Annotated in this window: 14 protein-coding genes; 7 read left to right on the forward strand and 7 right to left on the reverse strand. The window is 57.8% G+C overall.

Annotation, left to right across the window (positions count from 1 at the left end):
* The first annotated feature begins 40 nt into the window (after window positions 1-40).
* From yvcK to pmrB, 4 genes are all read left to right on the forward strand, one after another.
* On the forward strand, window positions 41-946 hold the full coding sequence (yvcK, locus tag ACZAHD_RS01775) for a uridine diphosphate-N-acetylglucosamine-binding protein YvcK (RefSeq protein ID WP_462455264.1): 906 nt from the start codon (window positions 41-43) through the stop codon (window positions 944-946).
* 118 nt (window positions 947-1,064) lie between these two features.
* Window positions 1,065-2,711: a phosphoethanolamine transferase EptA gene (eptA, locus tag ACZAHD_RS01780; RefSeq protein WP_462455265.1), complete on the forward strand. Its 1,647-nt coding sequence runs from the start codon at window positions 1,065-1,067 to the stop codon at window positions 2,709-2,711.
* Window positions 2,708-3,379, forward strand: a complete 672-nt coding sequence (pmrA, locus tag ACZAHD_RS01785; protein WP_462455266.1) for a two-component system response regulator PmrA — start codon at window positions 2,708-2,710, stop codon at window positions 3,377-3,379. Before eptA ends, pmrA begins: the two co-directional genes overlap by 4 nt.
* Before the next feature lie 4 nt (window positions 3,380-3,383).
* A complete protein-coding gene (gene pmrB, locus ACZAHD_RS01790; protein WP_462455267.1) occupies window positions 3,384-4,475 on the forward strand; it encodes a two-component system sensor histidine kinase PmrB in 1,092 nt (363 codons plus the stop codon).
* A gap of 228 nt (window positions 4,476-4,703) precedes the next feature.
* Here pmrB and uvrB read toward each other — a convergent pair whose 3' ends face one another.
* Window positions 4,704-6,725, reverse strand: coding sequence for an excinuclease ABC subunit UvrB (gene uvrB / locus ACZAHD_RS01795; RefSeq protein ID WP_462455268.1), 2,022 nt, complete (start codon window positions 6,723-6,725; stop codon window positions 4,704-4,706).
* A gap of 735 nt (window positions 6,726-7,460) precedes the next feature.
* On the opposite strand from uvrB, the gene ACZAHD_RS01800 reads away from it, so the two are divergent.
* Window positions 7,461-8,183, forward strand: coding sequence for an ABC transporter ATP-binding protein (locus ACZAHD_RS01800; protein ID WP_462455269.1), 723 nt, complete (start codon window positions 7,461-7,463; stop codon window positions 8,181-8,183).
* On the opposite strand, the gene bioD is transcribed toward ACZAHD_RS01800, so the two are convergent.
* From bioD to bioB, 4 genes are read right to left on the reverse strand one after another with little or no spacing between them, the layout of a single operon-like run.
* Window positions 8,125-8,847, reverse strand: coding sequence for a dethiobiotin synthase (gene bioD / locus ACZAHD_RS01805; RefSeq protein ID WP_462455270.1), 723 nt, complete (start codon window positions 8,845-8,847; stop codon window positions 8,125-8,127). The two genes, ACZAHD_RS01800 and bioD, sit on opposite strands and share 59 nt — an antisense overlap.
* Window positions 8,840-9,595, reverse strand: a complete 756-nt coding sequence (bioC, locus tag ACZAHD_RS01810) for a malonyl-ACP O-methyltransferase BioC (RefSeq protein ID WP_462455271.1) — start codon at window positions 9,593-9,595, stop codon at window positions 8,840-8,842. Before bioC ends, bioD begins: the two co-directional genes overlap by 8 nt.
* The gene (bioF, locus tag ACZAHD_RS01815) at window positions 9,579-10,736 is read right to left on the reverse strand and encodes an 8-amino-7-oxononanoate synthase (protein ID WP_462455272.1); all 1,158 of its coding nucleotides are present in this window, start codon (window positions 10,734-10,736) and stop codon (window positions 9,579-9,581) included. The genes bioC and bioF overlap by 17 nt, the downstream gene beginning before the upstream one ends.
* Window positions 10,733-11,773 (reverse strand): biotin synthase BioB, encoded by a 1,041-nt coding sequence (gene bioB, locus ACZAHD_RS01820; protein WP_462455273.1) that lies wholly within the window; start codon window positions 11,771-11,773, stop codon window positions 10,733-10,735. Before bioB ends, bioF begins: the two co-directional genes overlap by 4 nt.
* Before the next feature lie 85 nt (window positions 11,774-11,858).
* Here bioB and bioA point away from each other — a divergent pair, with 85 nt between their 5' ends.
* Both bioA and ACZAHD_RS01830 read left to right on the forward strand, forming a co-directional pair.
* Window positions 11,859-13,148: an adenosylmethionine--8-amino-7-oxononanoate transaminase gene (gene bioA / locus ACZAHD_RS01825; RefSeq protein WP_462455274.1), complete on the forward strand. Its 1,290-nt coding sequence runs from the start codon at window positions 11,859-11,861 to the stop codon at window positions 13,146-13,148.
* Window positions 13,149-13,223: 75 nt separating this feature from the next.
* The gene (locus tag ACZAHD_RS01830) at window positions 13,224-13,700 is read left to right on the forward strand and encodes a kinase inhibitor (protein WP_462455275.1); all 477 of its coding nucleotides are present in this window, start codon (window positions 13,224-13,226) and stop codon (window positions 13,698-13,700) included.
* A gap of 184 nt (window positions 13,701-13,884) precedes the next feature.
* On the opposite strand, the gene ACZAHD_RS01835 is transcribed toward ACZAHD_RS01830, so the two are convergent.
* Window positions 13,885-15,291: an amino acid permease gene (locus tag ACZAHD_RS01835; protein WP_462455276.1), complete on the reverse strand. Its 1,407-nt coding sequence runs from the start codon at window positions 15,289-15,291 to the stop codon at window positions 13,885-13,887.
* A 99-nt stretch (window positions 15,292-15,390) separates the two neighbouring features.
* A complete protein-coding gene (gene hutH / locus ACZAHD_RS01840) occupies window positions 15,391-16,911 on the reverse strand; it encodes a histidine ammonia-lyase (protein ID WP_462455277.1) in 1,521 nt (506 codons plus the stop codon).
* Between the last annotated feature and the right edge of the window lies 1 nt (window position 16,912).

Consider the following 16,912-nt stretch of genomic DNA (forward strand, 5'->3'; position numbering starts at 1 on the left):
CGGTTACTGTGAGCCCGTTTAATTGATATAAGGAATGTGTATGCGCACTCGTACGTTCGCCGATCTTGATCGCGTTGTGGCACTTGGCGGGGGACACGGTCTGGGCCGGGTGATGTCGTCACTCTCATCGCTCGGCTCACGTCTTACCGGGATCGTCACGACCACCGATAACGGCGGCTCTACGGGGCGAATTCGTCGTTCCGAAGGCGGTATTGCCTGGGGCGATATGCGCAACTGTCTTAACCAGCTGATCGCCGAACCCAGTATTGCCTCAGCGATGTTTGAGTACCGTTTTGCCGGTAATGGTGAACTTTCCGGGCATAACCTCGGAAATCTGATGTTGAAGGCTCTCGATCACCTGAGCGTGCGGCCTTTAGAGGCGATTAATTTAATCAGAAATCTGCTAAAAGTGGACGCATTCCTGATCCCGATGTCGGAACAACCGGTGGATCTGATGGCCATTGACCACGAAGGCCATGAAGTATATGGCGAAGTTAATATCGACCAGTTGCCTTGCGTCCCGAAGGAGCTGATGCTCACCCCGCCGGTGCCCGCGACCCGCGAAGCGGTAGAGGCCATCGCAGAAGCCGATTTAATCCTGATAGGGCCGGGAAGTTTCTACACCAGCCTGCTGCCAATTCTGCTGCTCGATGAGATGGCGCAGGCGCTGCGTCGAACGCCGGCGACAATGGTCTTTATCGACAATCTCGGCAAAGAACACAGTCCGGCGGCAAATCTGACGCTGGCGGACAGGGTCGGGATTCTGGAGCGCTATGTTGGCAAGCGGGTGATTGATGCCATCGTTGTTGGGCCGAAAACCGAGACTACCGGCCTGGAAAACCGGGCGATCGTTCAGACACCGCTGGATGCCGCCGATGTCCCCTATCGCCATGACCGGGCGCGGTTACGTAACGCGCTGGAAAAAGCAATCCAGGCCTTAGGTTAACTCGCGAGTAACGAGAAGATGCGGCTAACGAGGCGCCAGACCTTTATATTAAAATATTAAGGTTGTCTTAAAATAAAAGTGGCACCATGGCAACTATCTTAGTCCCAGGATTGTTGCTATGTCGTTATTCACTTTACGTCGGCCGGTCATGAGCCGTACGGTTTACCTGATAATTTTTGCCCTCTATGTCGGGCTGGTGCTCAATCTCGCGTTCTATCGTCAGGTGTTCACCCTGCTGCCGGTAAACGGCCTGCACAACTGGCTGGTGTTCCTCAGCATGCCGGTGGTTGCCTTCAGCGTGATGAATATTCTCACCACGCTCGCCTCTTTCCTCAGGTTCGACCGCCTCGTCATTAGTCTGTTTATTTTGCTGAGCGCCTCGGCCCAGTATTTTATCTGGACCTTCGGGGTCGTCATCGACCGCGCGATGATTACCAATATTCTGGATACCACGCCGGCGGAAAGCTTCGCTCTGATGTCCGGAAAGATGGTGATGACGCTGGGACTGTCTGGTGTTCTGATGGTCGCTTTAGCCTGGTGGATAAAAATCAGTAAAGCCAAAACGCTGTGGCGCAGCATCGCGGTGCGTCTGATGAATATCCTCGTATCGACCCTGCTGATCGTTCTGGTCGCAGCGCTGTTTTATAAAGATTACGCCTCGGTCTTTCGCAATAACAAAGAGCTGGTGAAATCCCTGAGCCCCTCGAACAGCATCGTCGCCATCAACTCGTGGTACGCGCACAACAAGATGGACAACCTGCCACTGGTAAAAATTGGCGAAGATGCCGTGCAAAAACCTGAAATGCGCAGCGGCCCGCGCAAAAACCTGACCATCCTGGTGCTGGGAGAGACGTCGCGCGCGCAGAATTTCTCGCTGGGCGGCTACCAACGCGAGACCAATCCACGACTCAAACAAGATGATGTCATTTACTTTACGAACACCACCTCGTGCGGCACGGCCACCGCAGTGTCGGTTCCCTGCATGTTCTCCAACATGCCACGTGCACACTACGATGAAGAGCTGGCCCACCATCAGGAAGGCGTTCTCGACATCCTGCAACGCGCCGGCATTCGGGTATTGTGGAATGACAACGACGGCGGCTGTAAGGGCGCCTGCGATCGCGTTCCGCATCAGAACGTGACCGACCTGAACCTGACCGGCCAGTGTATCGAAGGTGAATGTTACGATGAAGTGCTGTTCCATAATCTGGAGAGCTACATCGACAATCTGCATCAGGACGGGATTATTGTGCTGCACACCATCGGTAGCCACGGCCCGACGTATTACAATCGCTACCCTGCTGAATTTAAAAAATTCACTCCGACCTGCGATACCAACGAAATCCAGAGCTGCACCCAGCAGCAGCTGACGAACACCTACGACAATACGATTCTGTATATCGATTATGTGGTTGATAAGGCGATAAAATTACTGCAGTCCAGGCAGGATAAATTCACCACCAGCCTGGTTTACCTCTCCGATCACGGTGAGTCTCTGGGTGAAGATGGTGTCTATTTACACGGGCTGCCGTGGTCAATTGCCCCAGAAACGCAAAAGCACGTGCCGATGCTGATTTGGCTGTCTCAGGACTACCAACAGCGCTATGGCGTTTCCAGCCAGTGCCTGCAACAAAGAGCTAAAACAGACCCTTATTCTCAAGATAATCTGTTTTCTACCTTGCTCGGACTTCTCGGGGTCGATACCCACGAGTATCGGGCAGCCGATGATATTTTAACGCCGTGCAGAAGCGAGACCGCCCGATGAAAATCTTAGTCATTGAAGACGACGTACTCCTGTTACAAGGCCTGATCCTGGCAATGCAAAGCGAAGGATACGTCTGTGATGGCGTCGCCACGGCTCACGAGGCCGCGCTGTCCCTCGCCAGCAACCATTACAGCCTGATCGTACTCGATCTCGGCCTGCCGGATGAAGATGGCCTGCACTTCCTGACGCGAATGCGCCGGGAAAAATTCAGCCAGCCGGTGCTGATCCTGACCGCCCGCGATACCATTGAAGACCGCATAAGCGGTCTCGACACTGGCGCGGATGACTATCTGGTGAAACCGTTCGCGTTGGAAGAGCTGAACGCCCGTATCCGCGCGCTGCTTCGCCGCCATAATAACCAGGGTGACAACGAAATGGCCGTTGGTAACCTGCGGCTGAACATCACCCGTCGCCTGGTGTGGCTGGGCAACGAGGCGCTGGACCTGACGCCGAAAGAGTACGCCCTGCTCTCTCGCCTGATGATGAAAGCGGGCAGTCCGGTACACCGTGAAATTCTCTACAACGATATCTACAGCTGGGACAATGAACCCGCCACCAACACGCTGGAGGTTCATATCCATAACCTGCGCGAAAAAGTGGGCAAAGCCCGCATTCGTACCGTGAGGGGATTTGGCTATATGCTGGTGAACTATTCAGGTACGGAATAACGCTATGGCACTGTTCGCAAGAGAAACCTGGACCATGCGTCACCGCCTGCTGCTGACGATCGGCTCTATTCTGGTGGTCTGTCAGCTGATCAGCGTGTTCTGGTTATGGCATGAAAGCAAAGAGCAGATTCAACTGCTGGTGGCGAGCGCCCTCGAAGGGCATAACAACCAGAAGCACGTTGAACACGAAGTGCACGAGGCGGTCGCCAGCCTGTTAATACCCAGCCTGCTGATCGTTGGCCTGGCGCTGTACATCAGTCTGGTGGCGGTGAGAAAAATCACCCGCCCGCTGTCGAACCTGCAAACTGAGCTGGAGAGCCGAACGCCGGATAACCTGCAGCCGATTACGCTGACGGAGTCCGTTCCGGAAGTGACGGCGGTGACGGCGGCGATCAATCAGCTGGTTTCTCGCCTTAACTTAACCCTCGATCGCGAGCGTCTGTTCACCGCTGACGTCGCGCATGAGCTGCGCACCCCGCTTGCGGGACTACGTCTGCATCTGGAGCTGATGGCGAAAGTGCACCTCGTGGAGGTGGGTCCGCTGATCCAGCGTCTGGATCAGATGACCAACAGCATCTCACAGTTGCTGCAACTGGCGCGCGTCGGGCAATCATTTTCCGCCGGGAGCTACCAGCGCGTGCTGCTGAAAGAGGACGTGGTCGAACCGATTCGCGGTGAGCTGGAGAATATGCTGGAAGAGCGCCAGCAGACGCTGGCGCTCTCTTTCCCCGAGGGAGATGATGACAAGGATGTTATCGTCTCCGGCGATGTCACGCTGCTGCGCGTTGTGCTGCGCAATCTGGTAGAGAACGCGCATCGCTATAGCCCGGCGGGATCGAAGGTCAAAATCGCCATACAGGCTGGCACAACGCCTATTATGGCCGTAGAAGATGAAGGTCCGGGAATTGATGAAGCGAAAATTGGCGAACTGAGTAAAGCGTTTGTCCGCATGGACAGCCGCTACGGGGGCATTGGCCTAGGACTAAGCATTGTGACGCGCATCGTTCAGTTGCACGATGCCCAGTTCTTCTTACATAACCGGCAGCCGGGCCCCGGCGTTCGGGGCTGGATTCTGTTTCCTAAGCCTTCGCGTTAGAAAGTCAGCACCCACTGACGGACAAAAGCGACAACCACAACAAAAGCGCAGGCAATGGTCAGAGACTCACGGAAGGTTAATTTTTGCATGACACTATCCTCATCAGAATGAAGATAGTGTCGCCTGGCAAGATTAAGCAGACATTAAGCCAGCCGGAAAGCGCTAACAAAAAATCGGCGTCCCGTCACACTGCGGGCTCTGTGCGGCGGCGCATCGCGTCCTGCGGGCTCAGGATGCTGCGATAAACAGCTCGCGGAGCTGATGCAGCTGGTCACGAATTTGCGCGGCCTCTTCGAACTCCAGATTCTGCGCATGTTGCATCATCTGCCCTTCCAGCTCGTGAATTCTCTGCTGCAGCGCTTTTGGCGTCAGCGCCACGTCAGGCGTATCCGCCTCAACCGGCGAGCGTGATTTTCCGCGGCCCTTGGCTTTCGTCTTCGCCAGATTGCTGCCCAGTTGCAGAATATCGACCACTTTTTTATTCAGTCCCTGCGGGGTGATGCCGTGCTCTTCATTATAGCGCTGCTGTTTCTCACGGCGACGCTCGGTCTCGCTGATGGCTTTCGCCATTGAAGCGGTAATCTTATCGCCGTATAGAATCGCTTTACCGTTGATGTTACGCGCGGCGCGGCCAATGGTCTGAATCAGCGAACGTTCCGAACGCAGGAAGCCCTCTTTATCGGCGTCGAGAATCGCCACCAGCGATACTTCCGGCATATCCAGCCCTTCACGCAGCAGGTTGATGCCGACCAGGACATCGAACTCGCCCAGCCGCAGGTCGCGGATAATTTCCATGCGCTCCACGGTATCGATATCGGAGTGCAGGTAGCGTACGCGCTCGCCGTGCTCTTCAAGATACTCCGTTAAATCCTCCGCCATCCGTTTGGTCAAGGTGGTGACCAGCACGCGCTCGTTGATGGCGACGCGGATGCGAATTTCCGACAGCAGGTCATCAACCTGAGTCGCCACCGGACGCACTTCAATAAGCGGGTCAAGCAGCCCGGTCGGGCGAACCACCTGATCGACCACCTCATCGCCGGATTTATCCAGCTCATAAGGACCCGGCGTCGCCGAGACATAAATGGTCTGCGGCGCCAGCGCCTCAAACTCTTCGAACTTCAGCGGGCGGTTATCCAGCGCCGACGGCAGACGGAAACCATACTCCACCAATGTCTCTTTACGCGCCCGATCGCCGCGGTACATGCCACCGATTTGCGGAATAGTGACGTGGGATTCATCAATCACCAGCAAACCGTCTGCCGGCAGGTAATCAAACAGCGTCGGCGGCGGTTCGCCCGGTCCGCGACCGGAAAGATAGCGCGAGTAGTTTTCGATGCCCGAGCAGTAGCCCAGCTCGTTCATCATTTCGAGGTCAAACTGCGTCCGCTGGGACAGTCGCTGCTCTTCGAGCAACTTGTTGTTGCTCAGCAGCGCCTTCCGCCTGTCGGCCAGCTCGACTTTAATCTCCTCCATCGCCTGAACGATACGCTCGCGTGGCGTCACGTAGTGCGTTTTCGGGTAGATGGTATAGCGCGGAATCGTCGATTCAACCTGACCGGTCAGCGGGTCGAACAGCGACAGCCGCTCAACCTCTTCATCGAACAGCTCAATACGCAGCGCAATATCGTCGGATTCCGCCGGGAAGACATCGATCACTTCACCGCGCACACGGAAGGTACCGCGCTGGAAGGCCTGATCGTTACGGGTATATTGCAGCTCCGCCAGACGGCGCAAAATCGCCCGCTGGTCGATCAGCATGCCGGTGGTCAGGTGCAGCATCATCTTCAGGTAGAGATCCGGGTCGCCCAGACCGTAGATAGCCGATACCGAGGCCACCACCACCACATCGCGCCGCTCAAGCAGGGCTTTAGTCGCCGACAGACGCATCTGCTCGATATGCTCGTTCACAGACGCGTCTTTTTCGATGAAGGTGTCCGAGCTCGGCACATAGGCTTCAGGCTGATAGTAATCGTAGTAGGAGACAAAATACTCCACCGCATTGTCCGGGAAAAACTCTTTCATTTCGCCGTACAGCTGCGCCGCCAGGGTCTTATTCGGCGCCAGCACCATCGTCGGACGCTGCAGATCGGCGATAATGTTCGCAATGGTGAACGTCTTGCCCGACCCGGTCACCCCCAGCAGCGTTTGGTGTGCCAGACCATCTTCCAGCCCTTCTTCCAGGCGTCGGATAGCTTCCGGCTGGTCGCCAGAAGGACGGAATGCGGAATGCAACGTGAACGTTTTACTCATATGTCTGGCCCTGAAGAAGGATGAAGCGCCTGGTGGTATGCGCAGGTGTTTAATTCTACCCTTCACGCTCACTTTTGCCAACAAACAATACTGGATATAAAAACAGTACCCTGTTACTGTTTGTTCCTGAAATCGCCTGCACGCGCATCGTTTTGGGGTAAAAACAGACCATCCCGCAGAATAATTCGCCAGACAGTAGGGTTATCCCCAAAAAAAAATGTCATTTAACATTTGTCAAGCAAGGCGGTGAATCTTTTGTGGCAGCAGGTGACACTTTCCTTACAGCCATTGCTTTTATTCAACTAATTGATATTTAATGATATTAAACAAAAGATGGGTTTCGCGCCAATTCAGCCGCAGGCCGCGTAATCTCTAGCTTACCGCAAGTTCTCTAACTCTAATACACAAGGTTATCCACAGGAATAGTGGATAACTGTCTGCAGGCCATGGCTTCTGCCACCCCGCAGAAATCGACCACCGGTGAAAATCGAGCGTCTAAAAAAAATTATCGAATTATTTTTGATATTTGTCAGCTAAAGGTGCCTGCCTTTTTGTTGCTTTCTGCACCATTTTTCATAGGCGTAAGCACCGGGAGAGTGCAACCGTCTTGCTGATCCGCTTTCGCCCCCCCTGCAACACCTGCGCGTACGGGAAAAAACCGAAACATCTTTTTCCTGGCAAGAGATTTGCAGAATCTTCATATCGCCCGCAATCCCCAAAAAGGAGAAAACGTCTATGTTGAGCCTACGCGCAGTCAATCAATACTACGGAAATCAGCACACGCTATGGAATGTCGACCTTGAACTTCAACCGGGAGAGTGCACCTGCGTGATGGGACTCCAGGGGATGGGGAAAACCACCCTGGTGAACTGCATTACCGGACATCTCCCGGTCGCCAGCGGCAGTATGACCTGGCATGAGGCCGGTTCGCCGCCATGTGATATCACGCCGCTTTCCGCCCATTCCCGTTCGATTATTGGCATCAGCTATGTCCCGCAGGACAGGCGGATCTTTTCTCAACTGAGCGTGGAGGAAAATCTGCATATTGCGCTGGCCGCCGGCGGGAATCCGGGCATCGCCGTAAAAGGGGAGATTTACGACTTTTTCCCGGATCTCTACGCACAACGTCAGCATAAAGGCGCCATGTTGTCGGAAGAGGACCAGTATCAGCTGGCGCTGGCGAGTGCGCTGGTTGTCCAGCCGCGGCTGCTGATTCTTGATGAGCCGTCGCGCGGCAGCGGACAGCACTTCCTGCATAAGCTTGGCGACCTGCTGGTGCGACTGAACCGCGACATCGGTTTAACGGTGCTGCTTGCGGAACAGCACCTGCCGTTTATTCGCCGGGTGGCGGACCGTTTTTTTCTGCTGCATCGCGGGCGCAACGTGGCGCAAGGCCGCGTTATCCAGCTGGATGAACCGCTGCTGGCACAGTGGATGACGCCCGATCCAGCGCGCTGAGGTCCAGATACTGGCCGAGATCCTCGCGCTGAGACGCGTCCGCCAGCCACGGGATCTCGCCCAGCAACGGCGCTGCAAGCCGATCGTTGAGGGTCGCCAGATATTCTGCATGGCGTTTACCCGGCGGCTGGATATCGTTTGCAATCCAGCCCACCAGCGGCAGACCGGCCTGACGTACCGCCAGGGCCGTCAGCAGCGCGTGGTTGATGCAGCCCAGTTTAATACCGACCACCAAAATGACAGGCAGCTGTTCGTCGCGTACCCAATCGGCAAAACTCAGCGTTGCGGATAGCGGCGTAAACCAGCCCCCCGCCCCCTCAACCAGCACCCATTCCGCCAGCGTCTCCAGTTCATGCAGCCCGGCAGAGAGCGCATCGCCGGTAATCGGCCGCCCTTCCTCCGCGCTCACAATATGCGGTGAAGTCGGTTCGGCGAAGGTAAAGGGGTTGACCTGCGCATAGCTCAGCGCCACACCGCTATTGCGCTGGAGCGCCAGCGCATCATCGTTACGCAGTCCGTGCGCCGTCAACTCACTCCCGGAAGCCACCGGTTTATAGCCCGCGCTCTTCAGGCCCGACAGCCTTGCCGCCTGCAACAAGGCGCAGCTAGTGACAGTCTTACCGACTTCAGTGTCGGTTCCGGTAACGAAAAAACGTTTAGTCACGCTCAATGACTCCTGTAAAAAGATGGTACGTCAGCGGGTACTGGCCCTGCTGTTTTGGCCAGGCAAGCTGCAGCTGACGCAGTTTTCCCCGGCTCAACGGCGCCGCGCTGCGCCCCTGATGCAAATGCGTTGCCCCAATCCCTTTGAGCGAGCGCATCGCGCTCAGGGCATCGGCAAACGGCAGACTGACAGCGTGAACCGCGCCAACGGCTCGCCGCCCGGCCAGCGCCTCGCGCACCACCTGCTCGCTGAGAAAACGGTTGGCATGGGGATGCGCATCGATGGCGCGCCAGGCCTGATTCAGCTCGGGAAGCGAGTCGGCCAGCAAGGTGGTGAACGCCACCTGACCGCCCGGACGCACCACCCGACACAGTTCATCGAGCGCGCCAGCCAGACTCTCGCACCACTGAACCGCCAGATTGCTCCACGCCAGATCGACGCAGGCATCGGCCAGCGGCAGCGACTCAATATCTCCTTCCAGATAACGATGTGCGCATTCGTTGCGCTGCGCCTGGGCCAACATCTCAACGGACAGATCCAGCGCCGTCACATGACTGCCGACATTGTGCCAGTAGCGGCTCATGCTGCCGGGTCCGCAGCCAGCGTCCAGCACCGCTGAAAAGGTGCGGCCATGGAGCTGACGCAGCAACAGTTCGGCACTGTAACGCTGCAGCGCGTCGTGTTGCGAATAGTGGCTGGCTGCCCGACCAAAGGCCGCGGCCACCGCCTGTTTATTCACCGACGCCATGCAGCACCTCCAGCAGACGGGTGATATCGGTCGGCTCATGGGCCGCGGTCAGCGTCAAGCGCAGTCGAGCGCTGCCTGCTGGCACCGTGGGCGGACGAATAGCCGTTGCCCAACAGCCCTGCTCGCGCAAGCGCGTCGCCAGCCGTAACGCCCGCGTATTGTCGCCGACGATCAGCGGCTGAATCGCGCTGGTCGAGGTGCTCAGTTCCCCCGGAAAGCCTGCCATACCGTCGCGGAATTGCGCCACGCGGCTGGTCAGTGTTTCCCGCCGCTGCTGGCCGTCATCGCTGCGGATCACCGCCAACGCGGCGCTCAGCGCAACCGCCTGGGCCGGCGGCATGGCGGTGCTGTAAATCAGATGTCGGGCAAACTGCAGCAGATAGTCCGCCAGCGCCTCGTCGCACAGAACCGCCGCGCCGCTGACGCCAAAAGCTTTACCAAAGGTCACCACCAGCAGCTCAGGCCGGACGTTCTGCGCATGGCAGCTACCGCGCCCCTCTTCGCCCACTACGCCAATGCCGTGTGCATCATCCACCAGCAGCCAGCCATCGGCTGCCCGGGAGGTTCGGAAGATGGCGCTGAGCGGGGCACTGTCGCCATCCATGCTAAAGACCCCTTCCGTCACCACCAGTTGCTGACCCACCAGCGGTTTGGTCAGCAGGGTGTTCAACTGCTGCAGGTTATTATGCGCAAAGCGTCTGAGCTGCGCCGGGCTCAGGCTAGCCGCCTCAAGCAACGAAGCGTGACTCAGCCGGTCCGCGACGATGCGATCGTCCTTTGCGAGCAGTGCAGCAATCACCGCCTGGTTGGCCGCAAACCCGGAAATAAACAGCAGCGCACGCGGATATCCCAGCCAGTCCGCCAGGCACTCTTCCAGTTCATGATGTGCTTCACTGTAACCGCTGACGTGACCAGAGCCGCCGGAGCCTACGCCGTAACGCGCCGCCCCCTGCTGCCAGGCAGCGATAATCTGCGGGTGCTGGCTCAGTCCAAGATAATCGTTGCTGGAGAAATTCAGCCAGCGCCGATCCTCACGAATAAGCCAACGCCCGGCCCCCTGCGCCACAGGCAGGCGGCGGCGAAATGCCGCCGCCTCCCACCGCTCGTTCAGCGCCTGGTCGATTCGTTGCGACCAGCTCATATCGCCGCCGCGTTGTAATATTCCTCAGTATCCGGGGTTCGCAGTGCCTGCTCCAACCGTTGTTGCTGCTCGTTATCCCCTTCCAGCACCGTCGTCTGCTGCGGGTTAAGCCCCAGCTTACGGAACAGCTGCAGGTCTTTGTCCTCTTCCGGGTTCGGCGTGGTCAGCAGTTTGCAGCCGTAGAAAATCGAGTTCGCCCCGGCCATAAAACACATCGCCTGAGTCTGTTCGTTCATCTGCTCGCGGCCGGCGGAAAGACGCACATACGAGGTCGGCATCATGATGCGCGCCACCGCAATGGTGCGGATAAAATCAAAAGCATCGACATCGTCGTTATCGGCCAGCGGCGTGCCCTTCACCTTAACCAGCATGTTGATGGGCACGCTCTCCGGCGGTGTCGGCAGATTAGCCAGCTGCAGCAGCAAGCCGGCGCGATCTTTCTCGGTTTCGCCTAAGCCGACGATCCCGCCAGAACACACCTTAATTCCCGCGTCACGCACTTTGTCGAGGGTGTCCAGGCGCTCCTGATAGGTACGGGTGGTAATAATATTGCCGTAGAATTCCGGCGAGGTATCGAGGTTGTGGTTGTAGTAGTCCAGCCCTGCTCCCGCGAGGCGCTGCGCCTGGGTGTCGGTCAAGGTACCGAGCGTCATGCAGGATTCGAGCCCCAGCGCTTTGACGCCTTTGACCATTTGCTCCAGATACGGCATATCGCGATCGTGAGGGTTCTTCCACGCGGCCCCCATGCAGAAGCGCGTTGAACCGGCATTTTTTGCCTGGCGCGCGGACTCCAGCACCTGCTCTACTTCCATCAGACGCTCCGATTCGAGACCGGTTTTGTAGCGCGCGCTTTGCGGGCAATATTTACAATCCTCCGGGCAGGCGCCGGTTTTGATCGACAGCAGCGTGCTGACCTGGACCTGACGCGGATCGAAGTGCTGGCGGTGCGTCTGCTGCGCTTCGAACAGCAGATCTAACAATGGTTTATTAAACAACTCAGTAACTTGCGACATTGTCCAGCGTGCGTGGTGAGCCATTGGCCTCTCCAAAGGGTTTTGTTAATTGTCGGTTCGGTTTATACTCGTAAACTTAAATGTTTTAAAAATGGTTTACAAGTCACTTATGACAACGGACGATCTCGCCTTCGATCGGCACCACATTTGGCACCCCTACACTTCCATGACCTCTCCTCTGCCGGTGTATCCGGTGGTTGCCGCCCACGGCTGCGAGCTGTCTCTCGCCAGTGGCGAACGGCTGATTGACGGAATGTCTTCATGGTGGGCGGCAATCCACGGCTACAATCACCCGCGGTTAAACGCCGCGATGAAAGCGCAGATTGACCAGATGTCACACGTGATGTTTGGCGGTATCACCCACCCTTCGGCGGTGGCGCTATGTCGTCAGCTGGTGGCGATGACCCCGCAAGCGTTGGAGTGCGTATTCCTCGCCGACTCCGGCTCGGTCGCGGTCGAAGTGGCCATGAAAATGGCCCTGCAGTACTGGCAGGCAAAAGGCGAAGCGCGTCGGCGTTTTCTCACCTTCCGCAACGGCTACCACGGCGATACCTTTGGCGCGATGTCGGTCTGCGATCCGGATAACTCCATGCACAGTCTATGGCAGGACTATTTGCCGGATAACCTGTTCGCCCCGGCGCCGCAAAGCCGCTTTGGCGGCGCGTGGGATGAACGGGATATGGTGCCGTTTGCCCGCCTGATGGCGGCCCATCGGCATGAGATCGCGGCGGTAATCCTCGAGCCGGTAGTGCAGGGTGCAGGCGGCATGAGGATGTATCATCCTGAATGGCTGAAGCGCATTCGCAAGATGTGCGACCGTGAGGGCATTCTGCTGATTGCCGATGAGATTGCCACCGGATTTGGCCGGACCGGCAAGCTGTTTGCCTGCGAACACGCGGGTATCGCCCCGGATATTTTGTGTCTCGGTAAAGCGCTGACCGGCGGAACCATGACGCTGTCGGCGACCCTCACCACCCGGCCGATTGCAGAGACCATCAGTAACGGTGAAGCAGGCTGCTTTATGCACGGCCCGACCTTTATGGGCAACCCTTTGGCCTGCGCGGTGGCGGCAGAAAGCCTGCGTCTGCTGGAAAGCGGTGAATGGCAAGACCAGGTCGCCGCGATTGAAGCGCAGCTTAACGTCGAGCTGGCTCCGGCACGTGAATCTCCGCAGGTCGCCGATGTCCGCGTGCTGGGCGCCATCGGCGTGGTGGAAACGTGCCGCCCGGTCAATATGGCGGCGCTGCAGCGCTTCTTCGTCGAACAAGGCGTATGGATTCGCCCGTTCGGCCGCCTGATTTACCTGATGCCGCCGTACGTGATTACCCCGCGGCAGCTGACGCGCCTGACCCAGGCGGTTAACACGGCGGTGATGAACGAAACATTTTTTCGCGAATAAGCAGCGGAAACTGACCGTCAACAGGACTATACTTCTTTGTTAATCAGTCGATTATCCCAGAGGAGACGAGACGGCATGAACTTAATCAGTGACGATCTGCAGGATGGCGGGACATTGCCTCACCGCCATGTTTTTAACGGCATGGGCTACGATGGTGAGAATATCTCGCCGCATCTGGCGTGGAGTGAGGTGCCTGACGGGACGAAAAGCTTTGTGGTGACCTGTTACGATCCCGACGCGCCCACCGGCTCCGGCTGGTGGCACTGGCTGGTCGCCAATCTGCCGGCGGAAACGCGCGAACTGCCGCAGGGCGCCGGTTCCGGTCTGGCCCCGCTGCCGGCCAGCGCAATCCAGACCCGCACCGATTTCGGCCTGCCCGGCTACGGCGGTGCAGCGCCGCCAAAAGGGGAAAGCCATCGCTACATCTTTACGGTGCATGCGCTGGATGTCGACAAGATTGATGTCGATGAGGGGGCAAGCGGCGCGATGGTCGGTTTTAACGTCCATTTTCATGCGTTGGGCAGCGCATCCATCACCGCCCTGTTTATCTAACCTTCTCTTGTCACTCCCTCCCCGGGTCGCGGCTTACGCCTTACCCGGGCTACCTGAGCGCACCTCGTAGCTCCGGTAAGCGCAGCGCCACCGGGGAAGCCTCCCGGGTCGCGGCTTACGCCTTACCCGGGCTGCCTGAGCGCACCTTGTAGCCCCGGTAAGCGCAGCGCCACCGGGAACGCACTCAGCGCGAAGATGACGACTCAGCCACCGGCATCCGCATGGTTTTTTTGACTTTCGCGTACCAGATAATCGTCAGCAGCCCGAGCCAGACCAGACCGGCTATCAGCGCCATTCGCGTCTCTTCCACCATCCCCAGCACCGCAATCACCAGCCCCATAAACAGCAGGGTCAGCAGCGGCGCTAGCGGCCAGAATGGCACGGGGAACTCAATCTGGCGACGCTCTTCTGCCGACAAACCGCGACGCATGGCGAAATGAGCCAGCAGGATCATCAGCCAGACCCATACCGTCGCAAATGCCGCCAGGGAAGCAATCAGCACAAAGACCTGTTCCGGCATCAGATAGTTCAACACCACCGCCAACAGCAGCGCCACGCCCATCACGACAACCGTCATCCACGGTACGCCATTGCTGGCAATTCGCTGGAAGCTTTCAGGCGCCATCCCCTCTTTTGCCATGCCATACATCATGCGACCGGCGCCAAAAATATCGCTGTTGATAGCCGAAATACTGGCGCTGATCACGATGATGTTAAGGATCGTCGCCGCCGCCGGAATCCCCAGGCCGCTAAAAATGAGTACGAACGGGCTGCCCTGCTCGCCAAAGCTATTCCATGGGAAAATGGCCATCAGGACCGCCAGCGTGCAGACATAGAACAGCACGATGCGCAGCGGGATGGTGTTAATCGCCTGCGGAATCACTTTCTTAGGATCCTGCGCTTCCGCCGCGGTGACGCCGATAATTTCAACCCCACCAAAGGCAAACATCACAATCCCCAACGAAGCAATAATCCCCTGCCAGCCGTTCGGTGCGAAACCGCCGTGGCTCCACAGGTTTTCCAGCCCTGTCGCCGGGAATGTATGACCAAAGCCGAAGAAGATGATGCTGCCGCCAGCAACGATCATCGCAATAATCGCCACCACTTTAATCAACGACAGCCAGAACTCCATCTCGCCGAAAATGCGCACGTGACACAAGTTCATCGCGCCGATGAAGAAGATAATGCTCAGTACCCAAATCCAGCGCGGTACGTCGGGGTACCAGAGCCCCATATAGATACCAAACGCGGTGACATCCGCCAGAGCGACAATCACCATCTCGAAGGTATAGGTCCAGCCGGTAATAAACCCGGCCAGCGGCCCAAGATACTGACGGGCATAGCTGCCAAAAGAGCCGGAAACGGGGTTGCGTACCGCCATTTCGCCCAGCACGCGCATGACGATAAATACCGCCGCGCCGCCGATCAGATAGGCCAGCAGAACCGCCGGTCCCGCAGCCTTAATGGCGGCGGCAGAACCATAAAACAACCCGGTACCGATGGCGGAACCGAGCGCGATGAAGCGAATATGTCGGGCATTCAGCCCGCGCAGCAGGTGGGGCTTTTGTGGCGATTGTGGTTGTTGTTGCATATGCAAGTGTCCTGATAATTTTTGTATGACGACAAATATGCGTGTAGGGCGGCCGGGGGGAGGCTATCCCCCCGACACGGGTACAGAAAACAACGAGGGTCAGATGACGGCAGGGAGCAGTCGTGTCAGGCGGCGTGCCGCCAGAAGTTCAATAGCGTTATCGATATCCGGGGCGAAAAAGCGATCCTGGGTGTAATGCGAAACCCGCTTGCGCAGCAGATGACGCGCCTCTTCCAGCAGTGGGCTGCTGGCCAGCCCTTCGCGCATATCCAGCCCCTGGACGGCGGCCAGCCACTCCACCGCCAGCACGCCGCGAGTGTTTTCCGCCATCGCCCACAGGCGGCGACCGGCTGCTGGCGCCATCGAGACATGATCTTCCTGGTTTGCCGACGTCGGCAGGCTGTCAACGCTGTGCGGGTGCGCCAGCGCTTTGTTCTCGCTGGCTAACGCCGCAGCGGTCACCTGAGCAATCATAAAGCCGGAATTGACGCCGCCGTTTTTCACGAGGAAAGGCGGCAACTGCGACATATGGCTGTCCATCATCAGCGCAATACGACGTTCAGACAGCGAACCGATTTCAGCAATCGCCAGCGCAATATTATCCGCCGCCATCGCCACCGGTTCGGCGTGGAAGTTACCGCCGGAGATAACTTCATTCTCGGCGGCAAAGACCAGCGGGTTATCCGACACCGCGTTAGCCTCAATCAGCAGGACTTCGGCGGCCTGGCGAATCTGAGTCAGACAGGCGCCCATCACCTGTGGCTGACAGCGAAGAGAGTACGGATCCTGTACTTTAGTGCAGTTGTGATGCGACTGAGAAATCTCGCTGCTGTCGGTCAGCACATGGCGGTACAGCGCCGCGGCGTCGATCTGTCCGCGCTGGCCGCGAGCCTCGTGAATACGCGAGTCAAACGGACGACGCGACCCCAGCGCCGCTTCGGTTGTGAGCGCGCCGCATACGACCGCGGAAGCAAACAGATCTTCTGCGTCAAACAGGCCACGAAGCGCAAACGCCGTCGATGCCTGAGTACCGTTCAGCAGCGCCAGCCCCTCTTTCGCCGCCAGTGTAATCGGCTGCAGACCCACTTTTTGCAGCGCCTGCAGCGCTGGCATCCATTCGCCGTCGACGCGGGCTTTGCCCTCACCCAGCAACGTCAGGGACATGTGCGCCAGCGGCGCCAGGTCACCGGATGCGCCGACGGAACCTTTCGCCGGGATCCACGGCGTGACGCCTTTATTTACCAGTTGAATCAGCGCCTGAATGACGCTCAGACGAATCCCGGAGAAACCGCGGGAAAGGCTGTTAATCTTCAGCACCATAATCAGACGCGCCATGGCATCGTCCAGCGGTTCACCAATGCCTGCCGCATGCGACAGCACCAGAGAACGCTGCAGATTTTCCAGATCGTCCGTGGAGATCCGTGTTGACGCCAGCAGGCCAAAACCGGTGTTAATGCCGTAAGCGGTACGTCCTTCGGCCAGAATGGCGTTGACGCAGGCGACGCTCTCGTTAATGGCGGCAAAAGCCTGCTCGTCAAGGGTGATCGTCAGCGGCTGCTGGAACACCTCGCGTAGCTGCACCAGACTCAGCTGACCTGGAATCAGAGTTAAGTTTTTCATT

Origin of the sequence: Raoultella sp., assembly GCF_039594335.1 — a bacterium.
Lineage (GTDB): Bacteria > Pseudomonadota > Gammaproteobacteria > Enterobacterales > Enterobacteriaceae > Klebsiella.